Source organism: Natronococcus sp. A-GB7, from assembly GCF_029688865.1.
Classification (GTDB): Archaea; Halobacteriota; Halobacteria; order Halobacteriales; family Natrialbaceae; genus Natronococcus.
Map to the genome: position 1 here is coordinate 1 of NZ_JARUKV010000019.1, position 17,910 is coordinate 17,910.

General features: G+C 65.3%; 22 protein-coding genes and 1 tRNA gene. 7 read left to right on the forward strand and 16 right to left on the reverse strand.

Annotation, left to right across the window (positions count from 1 at the left end):
• Positions 1-50 precede the first annotated feature (50 nt).
• Positions 51-212, forward strand: coding sequence for a hypothetical protein (locus tag QA609_RS16430; protein ID WP_278303690.1), 162 nt, complete (start codon positions 51-53; stop codon positions 210-212).
• A 420-nt stretch (positions 213-632) separates the two neighbouring features.
• On the opposite strand, the gene QA609_RS16435 is transcribed toward QA609_RS16430, so the two are convergent.
• From QA609_RS16435 to QA609_RS16445, 3 genes are all read right to left on the reverse strand, one after another.
• Positions 633-1,844 (reverse strand): transposase, encoded by a 1,212-nt coding sequence (locus tag QA609_RS16435; protein WP_278303691.1) that lies wholly within the window; start codon positions 1,842-1,844, stop codon positions 633-635.
• Positions 1,845-2,208: 364 nt separating this feature from the next.
• Positions 2,209-2,292: transfer RNA gene (locus tag QA609_RS16440), tRNA-Ser, on the reverse strand.
• Positions 2,293-2,333: 41 nt separating this feature from the next.
• Positions 2,334-3,071 (reverse strand): hypothetical protein, encoded by a 738-nt coding sequence (locus QA609_RS16445; RefSeq protein WP_278303692.1) that lies wholly within the window; start codon positions 3,069-3,071, stop codon positions 2,334-2,336.
• Positions 3,072-3,168: 97 nt separating this feature from the next.
• Between QA609_RS16445 and QA609_RS16450 the strand changes: the two genes are divergently transcribed.
• Positions 3,169-3,387 carry a hypothetical protein gene (locus QA609_RS16450; RefSeq protein WP_278303693.1) on the forward strand — a complete coding sequence of 73 codons (219 nt, stop codon included), beginning with the start codon at positions 3,169-3,171 and terminating at the stop codon, positions 3,385-3,387.
• A gap of 3 nt (positions 3,388-3,390) precedes the next feature.
• On the opposite strand, the gene QA609_RS16455 is transcribed toward QA609_RS16450, so the two are convergent.
• The 5 genes from QA609_RS16455 to QA609_RS16475 form a co-directional block, all read right to left on the reverse strand.
• The gene (locus QA609_RS16455) at positions 3,391-4,041 is read right to left on the reverse strand and encodes a uracil-DNA glycosylase (protein ID WP_278303694.1); all 651 of its coding nucleotides are present in this window, start codon (positions 4,039-4,041) and stop codon (positions 3,391-3,393) included.
• Between the two features lie 67 nt (positions 4,042-4,108).
• Positions 4,109-4,339: a hypothetical protein gene (locus QA609_RS16460; protein ID WP_278303695.1), complete on the reverse strand. Its 231-nt coding sequence runs from the start codon at positions 4,337-4,339 to the stop codon at positions 4,109-4,111.
• On the reverse strand, positions 4,336-5,409 hold the full coding sequence (locus QA609_RS16465) for an Mrp/NBP35 family ATP-binding protein (protein ID WP_278303696.1): 1,074 nt from the start codon (positions 5,407-5,409) through the stop codon (positions 4,336-4,338). The genes QA609_RS16460 and QA609_RS16465 overlap by 4 nt, the downstream gene beginning before the upstream one ends.
• 74 nt (positions 5,410-5,483) lie before the next feature.
• The gene (locus QA609_RS16470; RefSeq protein ID WP_278303697.1) at positions 5,484-6,140 is read right to left on the reverse strand and encodes a TRIC cation channel family protein; all 657 of its coding nucleotides are present in this window, start codon (positions 6,138-6,140) and stop codon (positions 5,484-5,486) included.
• Between the two features lie 299 nt (positions 6,141-6,439).
• A complete protein-coding gene (locus QA609_RS16475) occupies positions 6,440-6,763 on the reverse strand; it encodes a hypothetical protein (RefSeq protein WP_278303698.1) in 324 nt (107 codons plus the stop codon).
• A 110-nt stretch (positions 6,764-6,873) separates the two neighbouring features.
• On the opposite strand from QA609_RS16475, the gene QA609_RS16480 reads away from it, so the two are divergent.
• Both QA609_RS16480 and QA609_RS16485 read left to right on the forward strand, forming a co-directional pair.
• Positions 6,874-7,191, forward strand: a complete 318-nt coding sequence (locus tag QA609_RS16480; protein WP_278303699.1) for a DUF5783 family protein — start codon at positions 6,874-6,876, stop codon at positions 7,189-7,191.
• A 77-nt stretch (positions 7,192-7,268) separates the two neighbouring features.
• Positions 7,269-8,120, forward strand: a complete 852-nt coding sequence (locus QA609_RS16485) for a translation initiation factor eIF-2B (RefSeq protein ID WP_278303700.1) — start codon at positions 7,269-7,271, stop codon at positions 8,118-8,120.
• Positions 8,121-8,153: 33 nt separating this feature from the next.
• Here the strand turns inward: QA609_RS16485 and QA609_RS16490 are convergent, their stop codons facing one another.
• A complete protein-coding gene (locus QA609_RS16490) occupies positions 8,154-8,849 on the reverse strand; it encodes a ThuA domain-containing protein (RefSeq protein ID WP_278303701.1) in 696 nt (231 codons plus the stop codon).
• A 321-nt stretch (positions 8,850-9,170) separates the two neighbouring features.
• On the opposite strand from QA609_RS16490, the gene QA609_RS16495 reads away from it, so the two are divergent.
• Positions 9,171-10,304 carry a Gfo/Idh/MocA family oxidoreductase gene (locus QA609_RS16495; protein WP_278303702.1) on the forward strand — a complete coding sequence of 378 codons (1,134 nt, stop codon included), beginning with the start codon at positions 9,171-9,173 and terminating at the stop codon, positions 10,302-10,304.
• A gap of 37 nt (positions 10,305-10,341) precedes the next feature.
• Here the strand turns inward: QA609_RS16495 and QA609_RS16500 are convergent, their stop codons facing one another.
• From QA609_RS16500 to QA609_RS16510, 3 genes are all read right to left on the reverse strand, one after another.
• Positions 10,342-12,027, reverse strand: coding sequence for an AMP-binding protein (locus QA609_RS16500; RefSeq protein ID WP_278303703.1), 1,686 nt, complete (start codon positions 12,025-12,027; stop codon positions 10,342-10,344).
• A 115-nt stretch (positions 12,028-12,142) separates the two neighbouring features.
• Entirely contained in the window at positions 12,143-12,874 is a 732-nt protein-coding gene (gene psmB, locus QA609_RS16505; RefSeq protein WP_278303704.1) for an archaeal proteasome endopeptidase complex subunit beta, read from the reverse strand.
• A 134-nt stretch (positions 12,875-13,008) separates the two neighbouring features.
• Entirely contained in the window at positions 13,009-13,182 is a 174-nt protein-coding gene (locus QA609_RS16510; protein WP_278303705.1) for a hypothetical protein, read from the reverse strand.
• 283 nt (positions 13,183-13,465) lie between these two features.
• On the opposite strand from QA609_RS16510, the gene QA609_RS16515 reads away from it, so the two are divergent.
• Both QA609_RS16515 and QA609_RS16520 read left to right on the forward strand, forming a co-directional pair.
• Entirely contained in the window at positions 13,466-13,819 is a 354-nt protein-coding gene (locus QA609_RS16515) for a DUF555 domain-containing protein (protein ID WP_278303706.1), read from the forward strand.
• Between the two features lie 50 nt (positions 13,820-13,869).
• A complete protein-coding gene (locus QA609_RS16520; protein WP_005555689.1) occupies positions 13,870-14,409 on the forward strand; it encodes a CBS domain-containing protein in 540 nt (179 codons plus the stop codon).
• 30 nt (positions 14,410-14,439) lie between these two features.
• Here QA609_RS16520 and QA609_RS16525 read toward each other — a convergent pair whose 3' ends face one another.
• Genes QA609_RS16525 through urtB form a run of 4 tightly spaced genes read right to left on the reverse strand, consistent with a single transcriptional unit; the run spans position 14,440 to position 17,910 of the window.
• Complete coding sequence (locus QA609_RS16525) at positions 14,440-15,138, reverse strand: ABC transporter ATP-binding protein (protein ID WP_278303707.1); 699 nt, start codon at positions 15,136-15,138, stop codon at positions 14,440-14,442.
• On the reverse strand, positions 15,138-15,917 hold the full coding sequence (locus tag QA609_RS16530; protein ID WP_278303708.1) for an ABC transporter ATP-binding protein: 780 nt from the start codon (positions 15,915-15,917) through the stop codon (positions 15,138-15,140). Before QA609_RS16530 ends, QA609_RS16525 begins: the two co-directional genes overlap by 1 nt.
• Complete coding sequence (locus tag QA609_RS16535) at positions 15,917-17,032, reverse strand: urea ABC transporter permease (RefSeq protein ID WP_278303709.1); 1,116 nt, start codon at positions 17,030-17,032, stop codon at positions 15,917-15,919. Before QA609_RS16535 ends, QA609_RS16530 begins: the two co-directional genes overlap by 1 nt.
• Positions 17,029-17,910 carry an urea ABC transporter, permease protein UrtB gene (urtB, locus tag QA609_RS16540; RefSeq protein ID WP_278303710.1) on the reverse strand — a complete coding sequence of 294 codons (882 nt, stop codon included), beginning with the start codon at positions 17,908-17,910 and terminating at the stop codon, positions 17,029-17,031. Before urtB ends, QA609_RS16535 begins: the two co-directional genes overlap by 4 nt.

Consider the following 17,910-nt stretch of genomic DNA (forward strand, 5'->3'; position numbering starts at 1 on the left):
GCCCATTACTGCCCGAAGATACTTCCCGACGTACTCGAGAGTGGGCTCCGATGGCCGACGAAGACGTGCTCATCCGGCTGAACCTCATCATCGGACTGTTGGTCGTACTCCTCGGGATTCAGATGGTGCTCGTGTTTCCGCTCAGCGTCCTGGCGATCGTGATCGCGCTGGCCGTGTTGTTCCTCCCGGGGCTTATACTCCTGCTGGACTGATGAAAGCGGATTCCTCGTCGTCACGGGTTGGGGGTTCGCTCGAGAAGGCGATTTCGCGTTCGGTCCCAAAGTCGATATGCTTCGACCGGTGCTAACCCCCACGATCGATGTTCGAGCGGGTTCCGGCGTTCTCGAGGGCGGAAGACGAGCTCGAGTCCGTTGCCCGGACTGCTGGCAGGGAGTTTCTGCGGCCTCTTAGTTGAACGCTCACACAGAATTGCCAACACATCCCACGTCGCAATGGAGAAAAGGCACTCCGGTGTACAGTTCTTTCTCTTTTAATCAAGGGGGAGTGAGGATGGGATGTCAACTGCCCCGAGACTGTGTCACGGGGCTTGTCGGTGAACTCGGCCTTTGCCGGCAGTTGATCGGCCGGGCGAACCCGACCGGCGTTCGCGAGAATCGCTCTCGTGTAGTCCATCAGGCTTCTACGGAACCTGAGGAAGGCACTGTTCCCGACTTCAGGGCGAGTTGACTGTCGCCCGTCCGCCGCGAGGACTGTAGCCCGCAACGGACGTACTGCCATCCGACGTTTTTCGCTGCCACATAATCTGCATTCCCCGTCGCACCACACGACTCGCACTCGAACCCTGACTGCGTAACGCGATTCCCTTCACTTGTATATCCGCACTCAGGGCACCGCCGACTCGTGTTCTTTGGGGAGACGAACTCGACATATAGCCCTTCCACCTCCGCCTTGTACTCCACGAGGTCAACGAGTTGACGGTGCGCCCATTGGTGGAACTCCTTTGCCGGCGGCGCACGTTTTCTGATGTGTGTCAGGTTTTCGAACGCAATATACTCGCAATCGTGGGAGAGTGCTTCCTCGATGATGTCGTTCGCAACTCGGTGGAGAACGTCACGGACATATCGCTTTTCCCGACCGCCCATCCCCTGAATCGTACGGTGAGCGGACTGGGTACCAGTCTGTTGGAAGCTTGCACGAATCCGCTCGAATTCCCGGTGCCGATGCCGAAGTTCCCTTCCGGACGCGAAGTAGGCCGTCGAGGTGGTAGCGATGTTGACGATGCCGAGGTCAACGCCAAGAACTGTCCTGTCCTCGTCGTCATCCTGTGTTTCGACCCGTTTTTCAGGCTTCGGTTTACGAAACCCGAGGTGGAGGTAATAGTCACCACTACGTCGGGAAACCGTGGATTCGGTAAGCTCCCAGTTCTCGTTGTCGAGATACTGGTATTGATAGCCTTCCTTATCGTCCGGCAGGGCGAGATCACACCGTATGCGGTCGTCGGTCGTCGAGAGCGAGACGGTGCTATCATCAAACAGCGTCATCGTCCGACTGTCGTATTTGACCGTCTCAGCAGTGAATTCCGGACGAGAGGTCTTGTAGTCCTCTTCTAGTTCCTCGATCTCTTCGGCGCCAGCGAGTGCGGCTGCGGCTTGGTGGGTGGCGAGGATTACATGTTGGCTTCCAAGATGTGTCTCTTCTAGGACTGTGTCGTAGACAAGATCTTGGAGGGAGGTTTTACGCGCCTCACCCGTCTTCCATCCAATACGACTGCTAATGTTGCAAGCGCGTTTCCACTCATGGATGGTGGCGTCAAGCAGCTGCTGTTGCTCGTCCGTGAGGATAAGGCGAGTGATCGCGGTGCGCCGCAGGTAGTCGTCCGCCACGAGTTTTAATAGATGGGTAATGTATTTAATCATTAGTGGCTAGGGCAGCAGGTGTGGTTTCTCCTCGGCACAATGGATTCCGGAATACCTTATTCAGTTGAAATACTGTCGTTCCGCTCGTGATGCTCGCTTCAGTCTCTGATCATATCCGGCCGCTTAGCTTCTACTCAAGAGACTCCTCACTCCGTTCATCGTCGTTCTCTCGCAGGAAGCGGTGGGGATAGGATTCGAACTACGCGAATACGGTCCCGCTCGCTCACTCCGTTCGCTGTGCGGGCTGCGTCTTCTCTCGTTCAAATCCCACCGTTTCGTTTTCCGGCTCACGTGCTCCTCACTCCGTTCGTCGTTGTTCTCTCGCAGAAAGCGGTGGGGATGGGATTCGAACCCATGAGGCTTGACAGCCACCTGCTCTCAAGGCAGGCGCGTTAGGCCGCTCTGCCACCCCACCTCGTCCCTACGTTCTCCACCCGCTCAAAAAGGGTTATCGGTCTACTCGCGGATGAGGGACTCCCCCTCGCCGACGCCCACCCCGATCTCGTCGGCGATCGCCGTCGTCGTCGCCTCCTGGGAGTGGTCGGCGACCGCTCGAGCCCGGCCGCCCGCGATCGTCGCACAGAGGCCGGATTCGGTCGCGATCGTCGGCAGCATCGGGGCGAACCCGACGCCGAGTCCGGCGTCGTCGGCTCGCTCGGCCAGCGTCGCCAGTTCGGGCACCGCGTCGGAATCCGTGAAGTCGATCGGCTCGCCGAATCCGGCGAAGTACGTTCGGCCGCCCGAGGAGGGGCCGAGGACGACGTCGTGGCGCCGCAGCGACATCGCCGCGCCGTCGATCTCGGTGCGCCCGATCAGCGGCGCCGTCGGCTCGAGGACGCCGACGCTGGTGGCGTCTTCCTGCTCGAGCAGGTGGGTCACCGTGTTCCCGATCCGGGCGGCCCGCGTCGAGCCGACCTGGCGTTCGAACCGGACGTCCTCGAGGTCGCCGAGCGCCGCGGTGGCGAGCTCCCGGATCTCGGCCTCGAGATCTCCCGAAACCGAGTCCGGCAGGGTCTCCTCGTCGCGGTAGTTCACGAGCAGGTCGCCGCCGCTCGCCGCGACCGAGCGGAGGGTGTCGACGACGCTCGCCTCGTAGAGTTCGACGGCCTCTGGCTCGGTCAGAACCGTTCGATCGACGAGCGACGATAGCACGAGTCCCTCGCGGGACGGGGAGACGGGAACGACGACGATCATACCCGTTCTCGGGCGTGGCGGACCTTGAACGCGACGGCTCCCGCTCGAGGCGCTATCGCCGACGTAGAGTTATGTGGGTGGCGACCACTCGTCCGGTATGGACACGCGCTCGAGCGCCGGACTGGTTGGAACGCTCGCGATCGCACTGCTAGTCGGGATCGGCGTCGGCGGCTTCCTGGCGGGGTACGTCATCGATTCCCCCGGCGAGTGGCTCGCGCCGACGGCCGGCTCACTGGCCGTCGCCGCGGTCGCCGTCGGCGCGCTGATCGCTCTCGGGTCGGGATCGGCGCGACGGCTGGAGAACCCGTACTGGTAGGCGCTACCGTTCCTGTCGTCCTTTCGTCTGTCTGTAGTCCGAGGCCATCAGCTCGACGAAGCGCTCGAGCCACGCCTGGGTCTGCTCGTCGGTCTGTTCGCGGGGTTCGATCATCGGGACGAGTTCGAACCCTCGACCGCGGACGGTCGTCGCGTGGTCGGCCTCGAGGTCGAGGTCCTCGACGGGCGTCGTGGTGTACTCGACGCCGATCTCCGAGAGCGCGCGCTCGCCGACGGGGACGATAATCTCGGGGTTGATCATCCGGATCTCCGCGTTGAGGTAGGGTTCGCAGTTGCCGATCTCCTCGTCGGTCGGCTTCCGATCGGGGTCCCGACACCGGGTGAGGTTCGTCAGGTAGACGTTCTCGAGTTCCGGTCGATCGTCGGGCGAGGTCGAGTCACAGAGCCCCAGTCGCTCGAGCATTCGGCGCAGGGAGGTTCCCTCGTCCTCGGCGTCCGACCCGCCTTCGGCGAGAAACGGTATGCCGACCTCGTCGGCTCTGGCGGTCGGCCGCTCGCCGACGAACAGGAAGTCGGCCCCGACGTCGCCGTAGCCGTGGACGACCTGGGTTCGGGTCTCACAGAGCGCCGGGCAGTTCCGGCAGTCCTCGTCCATGCCGTACGGGTTCGCGCGGGTTCGCTGGTTCGCGTCCACGGTTGTCTCTCGGTGCAGGGAACCAAAAGCGACGCGCCTGGCGGTCGCGGAGACGGAAAGCGAACCGTCAGCGCTCGAGCCCGCCGCGCTCGGTGACCTCGAGAATGAACTTCACGTTACGGACGATCTCCTCGGGCGAGGTGTCCTCCTCGGCGTCGTAGAGGTCGCTGGTCCGGTAGAGGATGTTCGCGAGCTGCTTGCGCTCGCTCGAGTCGCCACGGATCTCGTCGGCGGTCTCTCGGAGTGCAGCGACCCGTTCGGGGTCGGGCTCGAACTCGGGATCGTCGGCGTCGGTCATCGCTCCGAGACGCGGGTTCCCGTCCCGCTCGGCTGCGAGGCACCGCGTCGGTGGACGATCCCCGTGTTGTTCGCGACGTTCTCGGTGATCGTTCGGAACGCGTCCCCGGTCTCGCCGTCGTCGGAGACGACGGTCGGCTCCCCGCCGTCGCCGCCCTCGCGGACGGTCGGATCGAGCGGGATCGAGCCCAAAAAGGGCATGTTGTGGGTCTCGGCGAACTCCTCGCCCCCGCCCGAGCCGAAGATGTCGTGCTCCCCGCCGCAGTCGGGACAGGCGAACGTCGACATGTTCTCGGCGATACCGAGCACGACGGTGTCGTGTTTGGCGAACATCTCGAGTCCTTTCCGAGCGTCGTCGAGCGCGACGTCCTGTGGCGTCGTGACGATCACCGCACCCGTGACGGGCATCGTCTGGAGCATCGTCAGCTGGGTGTCGCCGGTGCCCGGCGGCAGGTCGACGATCAGGTAATCCAAGTTCCCCCACTCGACGTCCTCGGTGAGCTGGGTGATGACCTTGTGGACCATCGGTCCCCGCCAGATGACGGGATCGTCCTCGCCGGTGAGGAAGGCCATGCTCATCAGTTTCACACCGTACTTCTCGGGCGGAACGAGGGTCTCGTCCTCGGTGGCCATCGGCGGCTCGTCGGCGTCGAACATCCGCGGCACGTTCGGGCCGTAGACGTCGGCGTCGAACAGGCCGACCTGGGCACCCAGTTGCGAGAGTCCGGCCGCGAGGTTCGTCGCGACGGTCGACTTGCCGACCCCGCCCTTTCCGGAGGCGACGGCGATGACGTTTTTCACTCCGGGGAGTACCTGTTCGTCGCCCCCGCTATCTCGGTCGGGGATGCTCGCCGAGAGGTTCGGTTCGAGTCCCTCCTCGAGGAGCAGCTCTCGGATCTCGCCGGCGATATCGGTCTCGGTCGGGGAGTAAGGCGCCCCGAGTGCGAGGTCGATGTCGACCTCGTTGCCGTCGACCGAGAGCTCGTTGACGAGCCCGAGCGAGACGATGTCCTCGCCCAGTTCCGGATCCTCGACCGTTCGGAGGCGGTCGCGAACGGCGTCTTCGTCCATGCTCGAAGGGTGTGGCCCGCCGTCGAAAAGGGTTGTGTTCGGATACCGAGGCTCGAAGGAGCGGAGAGACCGACCTACTTCCCGAGCGATTCCAGCCGCTGTGCCGTCGGGAGGCTCCAGTTGTAGGTCACCGCGACCAGCCGAGTCACGAGCGTCACCCCCGCACACGCCGCGGCAGCGGTTCCTCCGGTCGCTCCGAGGGTTCCGACCAGCCAGTAGACGCTCCCGCCCAGCACCGCACAGCTCGCGTAGAAGTCCTCGAGGAGGATGAACGGCGACCGATCGAGGAGGATATCGGCGACCGCTCCCCCGCCCGCCGCGTTGATCGTCGCGATCGCGACGACGCCGAACGCCGACACGCCGGTCTCCGTCGCGACGATGGCTCCGGTCGTGGCGAAGGCCGCGAGGCCGATCGCGTCCGAAACGAGCGTAATCGGGTGATCGTCCGGCGAGCGCAGGACGACGCTCAGGCCGATCGCCAGACTCACGCCGAGCAGTCCGAGCGCGATCTCGATCGGCGACTGCAGCGCTAACGGGACTCGAGCCACGAAAATATCCCGCGTCACGCCACCGGCGAACGCCATCGCCAGTCCGACGACGGCGATTCCGAACAGATCGAACCGCTCGCGGATGGCCTTGCTCGAGCCGACGAGCGCGAACGCGACCAGCCCGATCGTATTCATGACGGCGAACGGGTCGCCGAACAACACCGCGATGAGATCCTGCGTCACTGCCCGCGGCTACGGGGAACGGTGCCTTGAACGCTACGTATACGAGAACTATTGCGGTCTCGATCAGGGGCGTTCGGATGCGGTTGCTGGCGACAGGTTCGGCTCTCGAGCGTTACGTAAAGCGTGCCCACGTACCTTTTTCCGCCTCGGGATTCCTCGCTGCGCTCGGAACCGCTCGGCGCAAAAATCTACGCTAAAAAGGCCGCTCGCTCCCGATGGTCGATCGCGGGTGCTGCGCTTGCACTCCGCCCGCATCGATACCGGCTCAGCCTGTACGTAACGGCTCGACTGAATCCTTCTCACCCGTTGAAATCGAATCGCGGGCCGCCGTAGGTCGGCGGATCGGGCTCGAGTTCGACCCCGTGTTCGTACCGAACGAAGTTGAGGTAGAACGGCCGACCACAACCCTCGACCGGCTCGCCCTCGAGGTCGGTGACGGAGCCGTCATCGCCGCAGACGAAGGCGATCCCGTCGGCGTCCTCGCGGTCGGGGTCGTCGGGGTCGGCGTACTCCCAGCCCGGCTGTGCGAGTTTGGTGACCGAACGGTCGGCGAGATCCGGCGGACGCTCGAGGCTGTGGACCGCATCGCAGTGGGGACAGGTGTAGCGGACGGTGACGGTCATCGACGGCTCTAGGGGGTTCGGAGACGTAAGCCTGCGGGACGAACTCGCGGGGACGCGGTTCGAGGCGTCCGTCCCGAACCGTTTACCGGCTCGCTGCTCGACGAAGGAGTATGACCGAGTTCGATCCCGAGAAGTTCGACGAAAAGTACGTCCACTACTTCGAGGAGCTCGAGACGGCGTACTCGAACGCGTACAACCAGCTCCACGGCCGGTACGACTCCGAGATCCTCCGCGCGATCGATCGCAAGGTCCTGAGCGAGAGCGAGCCCGTCTACCTCGGCGAGGAGGAGTTTCGGATCGACCTCCCCGAGGAGCGTGTCGAGACGGTTCGGGCCGCAGTCGGCGACCCGGAGCAGTTCGACGCCGTCCTCGAGGAGTTCCGAGAGCGGATCGCTGACGAACTGGTTCGGATCTTCGAGTTCGACTGACGAGCGGCTACTCCGTCCCGCCGTCGGCCCGCGAGACACCCGGAACACCTTTTGCGGTTACGGGAATCCGTAGAGGTATGATCGACGAGACGGTCGAGGAGATCAAGGACCTGCAGACGCACAGCTCCTCGGTAGTTGCGGTAAACGCGACGCGAGCGCTCGAGGAACTGATCGAGCGAGAGTTCGCCACGCTCGAGGAGTACGAGCGAGCCCTCGAGCAGAACGGATCGGTGCTACGTCGGGCGAACCCCTCTCACGCCTCGCTGCAAAACGCCGTCCGCGAGGTCGTCGGCGACGTTACCGAGGCCGATGTCGACACCGTCGACGAAGCGAAGCGACTCACCCAGAAGCGGATCGACGCGGTCGTCTCCAGGGTCGAGGCAGGGAAGGATCTGGCCGCCGAGAACGCCGTTTCCCACCTCGAGGACGGCGCGACGCTGCTGACTCACGACTACTCCTCGACGGTGCTCGAGGCCCTGGAACGGGCCGTCGAGGCGGGCAAGGAGTTCGACGTCTACATCACCGAGGCTCGGCCGCGCTACATCGGCCGGAAGACCGCCAGATCGCTGGCCGATCTCGAGGGCGTCGACGCGACGCTGATCACCGACAGCGCCCACGGGATCTACCTCGAGGACTGCGACCGGGTGGTCGTCGGGATGGACTGCATCGTCGACGAGACGCTGTACAACCGGGTCGGGACCTTCCCCATCGCCGCGACGGCGGCCCAGCTCGAGGTTCCGGTCACCGTCGTCGGCTCGGCCTCGAAGATCGTCGAGGAGGGGTTCGTCTTCGAGAACGAGTACCGACCGGGAAGCGAGGTCATGTCCGAGCCGGCGGAAGGGTTCGCGGTCGAAAACCCCTCCTACGACGCGACGCCGATCGAGTTGCTCGAGAGCGTAATCACCGACGAGGGGCGCCAGGAGCTGTAGCGGGGCTCGAGCCGGTTCGGCCCGCTGCCGGTCTCAGTCGCGCTCGCCGAACGTCCGCGGTGACCCCTCCGTCGGGCTCGCCCAGTCGACCGCGTTCCGGAGGACCCGCTGGATCTCTGCGTTCTCGTAGATCGGATACGTCTCGTGGCCCGGACGGAAGTAGAAGATCCGACCGTTCCCGCGCCGGTAACAGCAGCCGCTGCGGAACACCTCACCGCCCTCGAACCAGCTCGTGAAGACGAGTCGGTCGGGTTCGGGGACGTCGAACGGTTCGCCGTACATCTCCGTCGTCGGGAGCTCGATCGACTCCTCGAGCCCGTCGGCGATGCGGTGGCCGGGGTCGACGACCCACAGTCGCTCCCGACCGCCGTCCTCGCGCCACTGGAGGTTACAGGTCGTCCCCATGAGTCGTTTGAAGATCTTCGAGAAGTGGCCGGAGTGAAGGACGATCAGCCCCATTCCCTCGAGCACCCGTTCCTGAACGCGGTCGACGATCTCGTCGTCGACCTCGTCGTGAGCGATGTGGCCCCACCAGAACAGGACGTCGGTCGACTCGAGGACGTCCTCGGTGAGCCCGTGATCGGGCTCGTCGAGGGTGGCCGTCCGCACCTCGTGGTCGTCCTCGAGGACGCCCGCGAGTGCCTCGTGGATCCCGTCAGGGTAGACCGCGGCGGCGTCCTCGTCCTCCCGTTCGTGTCGGAACTCGTTCCAGATCGTGACTGCGACCATCGGCGGAAGCTCCCGTCCCGACGTCCTTAGCTGGACCGATCAGCCCCGGTTCGCGTCCGCGACAACGACTGGTTTCTTCGCGCGGCCGCGACACCGGCGACGGTAATCTCGGCGTTCCTCGCGTATTCCTCGGTGGTCACACGCCCGAATACTGTAGCGTAACGTATATGACTCCGTGTCGTACACATTTTCGGGACACAATACTTATCTCGGTCGCTGCCCGCGTTCCGATATGAACCGGGATCGCACGCAAACGACAGCGAAATTCGTGGTTTTTGAGGAAGAAACGGAATCGACGGGTGAGAAACGGGGGGTTTCCAGGTGATCGACGCGGAGATCGGCGTCGGTATCGTCGGCCTCGGCGGGATGGGCCACCTCCACGCCCGTAACGTCGAGGAGTTCGGGGCCAACGTCGTCGCCGGCGCCGACCTCGTCGAGAACCAGCGCGAGGCGTTCGCCGCCGAGTTCGGCGCGACGACCTACGAAACCCACGAGGGGCTGGTCGTCGACGAGAACGTCGACGCGGTCATCGTGACGACCCCGAACCGGTTCCACGAGCCGATCACGGTCGCCGCGCTCGAGGCGGGTAACCACGTTCTCGTCGAGAAGCCCCTCGCCCACACCGTCGAGAGCGCCGAGCGAATCGCCGACGCCGCGCTCGAGGCGGAGGGAATCTGCATGGTCGGCTTCCACAACCGCCACGCCGCCTCGATGGCGATGTTCGACGAGCAACGTGACCGCTTCGGCGAGCTCACCCACGTCGAGGCGAACTACGTTCGACGGCGCGGGGTTCCCGGCCCCGGCTCGTGGTTCACCGATCCCGACCTGGCTGGCGGCGGCTCCCTGCTCGACATCGGGGTCCACGCGATCGACCTCGCGCTGTACGCGATGGAGTTTCCCGAGGTCGTCGAGGTCAGCGGCGTCGCCCGCTCGACGTTCGGGATGGACGACGACTACGCCGACCCCGACGGCTTCGGCGACAACTGGGACGGAACCGCCGAGAGCTACGAGGTCGACGACTCCGTCAGCGCCTTCATCCGCTGTGAGAACGGGCGAACGATCTCGCTCGAGGCCGCCTGGGCGACCAACCGCGAGCCAAGTATGGACTTCCGCGTGCGAGGGACCGACGCGGGCGCCCAGTTCGACATCGGCTCGACCGACATGGAAATCCTGGAGGCCGGCACGGCCGGCTGTGACCACTACACCGACGTCAATCTTACCGGCGACGCCTCACTGACGGGCCATCAGGAACAGGACGCCCGGTTCCTCGAGACGATCGCCGCGGGCGTCGAACCCGAGACGAACACGATCGAGGAGGCACTGACTGTCCAGCGCGTGATCGACGCGATCTACCGCTCGAGCGAGACCGGGCGCGCACAGCGGATCGAAACCGTCGACCTCGCGGAGCGCGAGGCGGCGGCGGCTGACCTCGAGGCCACTCAGCAAACCGACTGAGCGCTCCGAACCGTTCGCCGGAGTACGGTCGGTCCTTCTACGCGGTTTCGACTTCGTCTGCCCCCTCGGCGGCGTCATCCTGCAGTTCCGTTCGTCGGATCTTTCCGGTCACCGTCTTCGGAAGCTCCTCGCGGAACTCGATCTCGCGGGGGTACTCGTGGGCCGAGAGCTCCTCGCGGACGTAGGTCTTGATGTCGTCTTTTACGGTCTCCGAGGGGTCGGTTCCCTCGCTCGGGACGACGTAGGCCTTGACGATCGTTCCGCGCTGGCGGTCGGGCTTCGGGACGACCGCTCCTTCCGCGACGGCCTCGTGTTCGCCCAGCGAGCTCTCGACCTCGAAGGGGCCGATCCGGTACCCCGAGGAGATGATGAGGTCGTCGGCTCGGCCCTCGAACCAGAAGTAGCCGTCCTCGTCCTTGTGTGCGAGGTCGCCCGAGAGATACCACTCTCCATCGGGTCCGTCGACGAAGCAATCCCGGGTCTTCTCGGGTTTCCGCCAGTACTCGGCGAAGAAACAGGGGTAATCCCCCCGCTGGGCGATCTCGCCGGTCTCGCCGGGCTCGAGAACCTCACCGGTCTCGGGGTCGACGATGTCGGCGGTGATTCCCGGGAGCGGTTTCCCCATGCTGCCCGGCCGCAGCTCCATCGTCGGGTAGTTGTTAATGATCATGTTGCCCGTCTCGGTCTGGCCGTAGGTGTCGTGGACGGTCACGCCGAGGACGTCCTCGCCCCACTCGACGACCCCCGCTGAGAGCGGTTCGCCGATCGACAGCGCGTGGCGCAGATCGAGATCGCAGCCCTCGAGGACGGCCTCGTTCTCCCGGAGCATCCGGTAGGCCGTCGGAACGCTGAACAGCACGGTGATCGGATACTCGTCGAGCAGGTCGGCCCAGGTCTCGGGGTCGAACTCGCCTTCGTACGTAAAGAGTTCGGTCCCCCAGAACCACGCGCCCAGGGTGTTGATCGGCCCGGTGAGCCAGCCCAGATCGCCCGTCGACCAGTAGAGATCGTCCTCGCGGAGGTCGGCCGCGAAGCGCTGGGTGGCCGCCACGCCGGTAACCCAGCGGTGTTTGTGGAGCACCCCCTTCGCCGGTCCCGTCGTTCCGCTCGTGTAGTACAGCAGGGCGTCGTCCTCGCCGCTCGTCCGGGCCGTCTCGTACTCGGGGTCGGCGTCCGCGAGCGCGCGCTCGAGGTCGATCCGGTCGCCGACGCCGTCGCCCCGGTCGACGACGAGGACGCGCTCGACCGAGGGGGCGTCCGCGAGGGCGTCCTCGACGGTCTCGAGGTTGTCGCTCGTCGTCACGACGGCGGCGGCGTCGCAGTCGTCGAGCCGATAGGAGATCCCGTCGGGGCCGAACCGCTCGTTGACGCCGCCGAAGACGGCCCCGCGCTTGAGCGTTCCCACCAGGGCGACGTAGTGGTCCGGAATGCGAGGCATGTAGGAGAAGACGCGCTCGCCCCGGTCGATGCCGAGTTCCTCGAGAACGTTCGCAAAGCGGTTCGTTCGCTCGGCCAGCTGCTCGAACGTGAGGGAGTTAGACGCGCCGTCGACGCCGACCTGTCGCAGCGCGATCCGATCACCGCCCGCGGCGTGACGGTCGCAGACCTCGTGGGCGACGTTGATCTCGTCGGGAGCGTCCCAGTCGGCTTCGGCGTAGATGTCGTCCCAGTCGAACGATTCGCGGGCGTCCTCGTAGCTCTCGAGGTTGTATTCTGCCGCCATATGATCTCAACCAACAACGTGAGGTATAACTGTTTCCCCGATACCGATTTGGCCGAAGCAGCCGCTGTGGTGCTCGAACCGGGTCAGAAAGCGGAAGAACGGAAGGGCGGCCGTGTTATATGACTTCGTCGAAGTCGTGGTGGCCCTCGATCTCGACGCCCTCGTCGGTGATCTCACAGAGGAAGACGCCGTTGCCGGAGCCGGTGTCACGCTCCGCGGCGGACTTGATCCCGCGTGCGGCGACCGTCTTGGCCTCCTCGTTGGACATGTCGTCGTCGTAAGCCTGCTCGAGGTGACCGTAGGCGAGTTGCATCCCGGAGCCGGTGACGGTGTAGTCGTCTCCCATGACGCCGCCGGCGGGGTCGATGCTGTAGACGTGGCTGCCCTCCTCGTCGACGCCGCCCAGGATCGGGTGGATGGCGAAGAACGGGCCGCCGCGGGCGAAGTTACCCGCGAGCGTCGCGAGTGCGTCGATGCTCATGTCCTCGCCGCGACGGGCCTCGTTGAGGTTGACCTCCGCGCGCAGGCTCTTGATGAACGACTGGGCGCCGCCGACGCTGCCGACCATCGTTAACGCGGCGGTTGGGTGAATCTGCTCGACCTTCTGGACGTTCTTGTTCGAGACGAACCGGCCGCCGAGGCTGGCGCGCATGTCCGTCGCGATGACGACGCCGTCGGCGGTCGTGATGCCGATGGTCGTCGTTCCGGTCTTGTTTACGTTGTCGAGGTCGGACGCCGAGATGTCGTTCTGTGGCAGCGAGCCGAGTTCGGGCTCGTAAGGGTTCATGTCGGCCGACAGCTGACTGCTCGTTCGCGAAAAGTCCGAGTCGTGAGTAGGCGTACGCATTGACCGAAGGTTACGGCCGGGACCATATAAAACATCGGCGGTAACAACCCTCGTTTCCGCTACCGACGGTCCGTACGGTGCCGTGGCTCGAGAGCGGGTCGGGTCGTCGCGGACGGGTGGAAAAGCTCCTTAGTTCATTCCTGGCGGACGTCGTCGTACGCCTCGCCGACGCTCTCGATCAGCCGGTGCAGCGGGAGGGTGTAGCCGACCTGTCGGGTCGCCATTGCGAGCGGCATCGCGAGGATGCCGACGACAATGCAGAGCTGGTACAGTGCGAACAGCGTCGCGTGGTACACGCGGGATTTCATCGACGTTCACGCGTTGGGAGAGCGAGGGAGTATATAAGCGTTCTTGCTCGAGGGAGAGTATAACGATCGGTAGTGTCAAACTGGGTCGACGCCGTCTTGCGATTAAAGCTGGCTTGTGTATCGAACAACCTCGTCTGTCTCCGACTCGAGATTCGGCTATCCAGGTTCGAATCGATCCGGCCGATTCTCGTAACTTATGTGCATTATCGGCTTCGCGTGCGCGCCCCGATAGCCGACCGGTCGGAACCGCAAAGCAGGAAACCCCCCGGACCGACCATCCGGTATGGGAAACTACCTCGTCGCGATGGAAGCAGCGTGGTTGGTTCGTGACGTCGACGAGATCGACGACGCGATCGGCGTCGCGGTCAGCGAAGCCGGGAAGCGCCTCAACAACGAGGGCCTCGAGTACGTCGAAGTCGAAGTCGGCGCGACGGGCTGTCCCGCCTGTGGCGAACCGTTCGATTCGGCGTTCGTCGCGGCCGACACCGCACTCGTCGGACTGGCCCTCGAGATGGAAGTGTACAACGCCGACAGCGAGGAGCACGCCTCCCGGATCGCAAAGAGCGAGGTCGGCGGCGCCCTGCGTGACGTTCCGCTGTCGGTCGTCGAAATCGTCGAGACGGCCGAAGACGAGTAGCGAGCCGGCCCACCCAAACACCTTTCTATAACCCGTAGTTATTGGGTCGTATGGAGCTGCCGACGCCTGCGGATCTCCGCCAGCGCCGCACCGAACTCGGATTGACCCAGAGCGAACTCGCCGAGACCGCCGAGGTCTCCCAGCCGCTGATCGCCCGGATCGAGGGCGGCGACGTCGACCCCCGTCTCTCGACGCTGCGGCGGATCGTCAACGCCCTCGAGACGGCCGAGAGCGACGTCGTCCGCGCCGAGGACCTGATGAACGAGGCGGTCGTCAGCGTCGCCCCCGACGAGGCCGTCGCCGAGGCCGCCCGCAAGATGGAGGAGGAGGCCTACTCCCAGCTCGCGGTGATCCAGGACGGGATTCCGGTGGGCTCGATCAGCCAGAGCGACCTCGTCCACCTCGATTCCGAAGCGCGGGACGAGCCGATCGAACAGCACATGAGCGAGAGCTTCCCGACCGTTTCGAAGGACGCGACGTTAGACGAGATCAGCAATCTGCTCGAACACTACAAGGCCGTGATGATCACCGAGGCCGGCGAGACGGTCGGGATCATTACCGAAGCCGACGTCGCCGCGCGGTTCTCCTGAAGCCGTTCGGTACTCCTCGCTCGAGGCGGGCTACACCGCGAGGTACTCCGTCACCGCGTCTCGCGACTCGAGGCGGTCGCCCTCGAGTTCGTCGACGATCGTCCCCTTGTCGATGGCGTAGCAGCGTTCGGCGAGGTTCTGGACGACGTGGAGGTTCTGCTCGACGAAGAGGATCGTCGTTCCGAGCTCCTCGTTGACCCGTTGGAGGTCCCGCGTGACGTCCTGGACGATCGAAGGCTGGACGCCCTCGGACGGTTCGTCGAGCAGGAGGAGTTCGGGGTTACCGACGAGCGCACGGCCGATGGCGAGCAGCTGTCGCTGGCCGCCGCTCATCGTCCCGGCCTCCTGATCGCGGCGCTCCTCGAGGATCGGGAAGTAGTCGTAGACGGCCTCGTACTGCAGTTGGTCGTCGCCCTCGTTGATCGTCTCGCCGATCCGCAGGTTCTCCTCGACGGTCAACTCGGGAAAGACGTCCCGGCCCTGCGGGATGTAGCCCATCCCGCTGCGAGCCCGGACGTCGGCCGGCTCGTCGGTGACGTCCGCTCCGTCGAACCGAATCCGTCCGTCGTCGACCTCGAGCAAGCCCATGACGGCCTTGACGAGCGTCGTCTTGCCGACGCCGTTTTTCCCCATGATGCCGACGATCTCCCCCTCGTCGACGTCGACGTCGACGCCACGGAGAATCGGTGTCTTGCCGTACGACGCGTGCAGGTTCGTGAGTTCGAGCATCAGTGATCCTCCCCCAGGTAGATCCGCTTCACTTCGGGATCGGTCCTGATCTCCTCGATCGAGCCCTCCCTGAAGATCGAGCCCCCATCGAGGACCGTGACGCGATCCGCGATCGTTTCGACGAAGTCGATGTCGTGTTCGATGACGATCAGGGCGACGCCGTCGTCGTCGGCGATCTCCCGGAGGAGTTCGGCGATGTCCGCGGTTTCCTCGACCGAGAGCCCGGCGACGGGCTCGTCGAGCAGCATGAGGTTCGGTTCCATCGCCATCGCCATCCCGATCTCGAGGCGCTGTTGCTGGCCGTGAGAGAGCGCTCCGGCGACGGTCTCCCACTGGTCGAGCAGGTCGAAGCGCCCGAGGATCTCGCGCGTACGGTCCTCGAAGGCGTCGGGCTCGACGATCTGCTGGAGCGGAATCCGCAGGTTTTGTGCCACGGTCAACCCCTCGTAGACGCTGGGAACCTGGAACTTCATACTGATTCCGCGGTCGACCCGCTCGTGGGACGGCAGCCCCGTGATATCGGTGCCGTCGTAGTATATCTCCCCGGCTGTGGGCTCGAGTTGGCCCGTGAGCAGGTTGAGGAACGTGCTCTTGCCGGCCCCGTTGGGGCCGATGAGACAGCGCAGCTCTCCTTGCTCGAGGGCGAAGTCGACGTCGTCGATCGCGGTGAGCCCGCCGAACTCCTTGCGCAGGCCGCGGGTTTGCAGGATCCGCGAGGAGCCGTCGCCGGTCTCGTCGACCGCCGGCGTGGTCTTGACCGTGGGGTCGCTCGTCGCCATCAGTCGCCCACCTCCTCGGTGGCCGCAGGCGGTTCCTGTGGCGCCGGTGACGGATCGGCGTCCTCGCGGTACTCGACGATGTACTCGTGAAGCCGCGGAGCGACCCCCTCCGGCATCACGAGGACGACGAACATCAGCAGCGAGCCGATCAACACGAGCGCCCACTCGCTGCCCGAGAGCGCGAGCCGGTAGTCGACGAACTGGATCGCGAGGGCGGCCCCGACGGTGCCGATCAGCGAGGTCCGGCCGCCGACGCTGGCCCAGACGACCGGCAGCGCCGCGGCGGTGATCCCGAAGACGCTCGGATCGACGTAGTTGTTCTGCGTGGTAAAGAGCACGCCGCCGAGGCCGGCGATCGCTCCGCCGATCGTGAAGACGACGAGCTTGATGAACGTCGTGTCGTAGCCGAACATCGCCGTCCGGTCCTCGTCCTCGCGGGTCGCGACCATCGCGTAGCCGAACTGACTGTTGACGAGCGCGCGCAGCCCGAGGTAGGTCGCCACGAGCGCACCCAGCGTGACGTAGTAGTGACCGAGGAGCCCGATCTCGACCCCGGTCGAGCCGATCCCGACGGCGAGATCGGGGACGCCGCTCATCCCGTTGAACCCGCCCAACCGAGCGTCGCCGATCGCCCACTCGCCGCCCGCCGTCTGGCCCATGAACGTGTACAGGACCAGTGCGACGACCAGCGTGAGGATCGTCACGTAGACGTCACGGACCCCGCCGTAGAACATGAAGTAGCCAAGCGCCGCGGCGAAGGCCGTCGAGACGGCGATCGCCGCGAGCAGCGCGAGCGTCAGCCCGGTCAACGTCGCGGCGTTGATCGCGACGATCCCGAACGCGTAGCCGGCGACGCCGAAGAAGGCGACCTGCCCGAAGCTGAGGATGCCGCAGTAGCCCCAGATGAAGGCGAGACTCATCCCCAGCAGGGCGTAGGCGAGAAACACCGCGCCGACCTCCGCGGCGTAGAGCCCGAAGAGAACGGGCAGCGCCGCGAGGGCCACGACGGCGACCGCGAAGCCGAGCCAGAACGCCGGTGAGTTCCCCATCGTGTTCGGCCCCTCGAACGGCCGCCGGACGGCGGCGAGCGGCCCGTCGCTCGAGCCGACGCTCACTGGCTCTCACCCCGGTTCTCGCGCCAGTCGGCGAGCAGTCCCGTGATCCCGTCGGGCATCAGTCGGATGGCGATGATCGCGGCGATCAGCATCGCGACCTGTCCCATGAAGGTGCCGGCGACGTTCGTCACGGCGGCGTTGACCGTCCCGAGGAGGCCGCTGGCGAGGACGGTTCCGACGAGGACCGAGGCGCCGCCGACGACGACGGCGACGAACGCCTCGATCAGGAAGCCGGTGCCGTACTCGGGCGTGACCGTCAGCACGGGCGCGTACAGCGCCCCCGCGAGGCCCGCCAATCCGGAGCCGATAGCGAACGTCGACATGTACATTCGGTCGGTGTCGACGCCCATGCTGCGGGCGGTCGACTCGTCCTGCATCGTCGCGCGGGCGCGGACCCCGAAGTCGGTCCACATGAACAGCGCGTACAGCCCGCCGAGCACCCCGACCGCGACGACCGCGAGGACGAGGTAGTAGACGGGGCCGTCGACGACCGGGAGCTGCCCGAACGGGATCCCGATCCCCGGAGCGGTGTTGCCGAAGGCGATCCGCGTGAGCTGGATCATCACGAGGCTGATCCCCCAGGTGACGACCATCGAGTCGAGCAGGCGTCCGTAGAGGTGGCGGATGATCAGCCGCTCGAGGACGAGCCCGTAGACCGCCGTCAGCACGACGCCGGAGAGCATCGCCAGCGGGAGCGGGAGCCCCGCAGCGAAGGTGAACGTCGTCGCGTACGCGCCGACGAGGATGAACTCCCCGTGGGCGAGGTTGATGATCCCCATCATGCCGAAGATCACCGCCAGCCCGACCGTCGCCAGCACGATGAACGCGAAGATCTCGACGAACTCGAAGCCGAAGTTCAGCAGTCCTGTCCCCGTCAT

Bases quoted from the DNA above. Each gene is read 5' to 3' on its own strand.
- QA609_RS16430 (WP_278303690.1), top strand. From the start codon at position 51: ATGGCCGACGAAGACGTGCTCATCCGGCTGAACCTCATCATCGGACTG.
- QA609_RS16445 (WP_278303692.1), bottom strand. From the start codon at position 3,071: ATGATCGTCGTCGTTCCCGTCTCCCCGTCCCGCGAGGGACTCGTGCTA.
- QA609_RS16450 (WP_278303693.1), top strand. From the start codon at position 3,169: ATGGACACGCGCTCGAGCGCCGGACTGGTTGGAACGCTCGCGATCGCA.
- QA609_RS16460 (WP_278303695.1), bottom strand. From the start codon at position 4,339: ATGACCGACGCCGACGATCCCGAGTTCGAGCCCGACCCCGAACGGGTC.
- QA609_RS16465 (WP_278303696.1), bottom strand. From the start codon at position 5,409: ATGGACGAAGACGCCGTTCGCGACCGCCTCCGAACGGTCGAGGATCCG.
- QA609_RS16475 (WP_278303698.1), bottom strand. From the start codon at position 6,763: ATGACCGTCACCGTCCGCTACACCTGTCCCCACTGCGATGCGGTCCAC.
- QA609_RS16480 (WP_278303699.1), top strand. From the start codon at position 6,874: ATGACCGAGTTCGATCCCGAGAAGTTCGACGAAAAGTACGTCCACTAC.
- QA609_RS16485 (WP_278303700.1), top strand. From the start codon at position 7,269: ATGATCGACGAGACGGTCGAGGAGATCAAGGACCTGCAGACGCACAGC.
- QA609_RS16490 (WP_278303701.1), bottom strand. From the start codon at position 8,849: ATGGTCGCAGTCACGATCTGGAACGAGTTCCGACACGAACGGGAGGAC.
- QA609_RS16500 (WP_278303703.1), bottom strand. From the start codon at position 12,027: ATGGCGGCAGAATACAACCTCGAGAGCTACGAGGACGCCCGCGAATCG.
- psmB (WP_278303704.1), bottom strand. From the start codon at position 12,874: ATGCGTACGCCTACTCACGACTCGGACTTTTCGCGAACGAGCAGTCAG.
- QA609_RS16510 (WP_278303705.1), bottom strand. From the start codon at position 13,182: ATGAAATCCCGCGTGTACCACGCGACGCTGTTCGCACTGTACCAGCTC.
- QA609_RS16515 (WP_278303706.1), top strand. From the start codon at position 13,466: ATGGGAAACTACCTCGTCGCGATGGAAGCAGCGTGGTTGGTTCGTGAC.
- QA609_RS16520 (WP_005555689.1), top strand. From the start codon at position 13,870: ATGGAGCTGCCGACGCCTGCGGATCTCCGCCAGCGCCGCACCGAACTC.
- QA609_RS16525 (WP_278303707.1), bottom strand. From the start codon at position 15,138: ATGCTCGAACTCACGAACCTGCACGCGTCGTACGGCAAGACACCGATT.
- QA609_RS16530 (WP_278303708.1), bottom strand. From the start codon at position 15,917: ATGGCGACGAGCGACCCCACGGTCAAGACCACGCCGGCGGTCGACGAG.
- urtB (WP_278303710.1), bottom strand. From the start codon at position 17,910: ATGACGGGGACAGGACTGCTGAACTTCGGCTTCGAGTTCGTCGAGATC.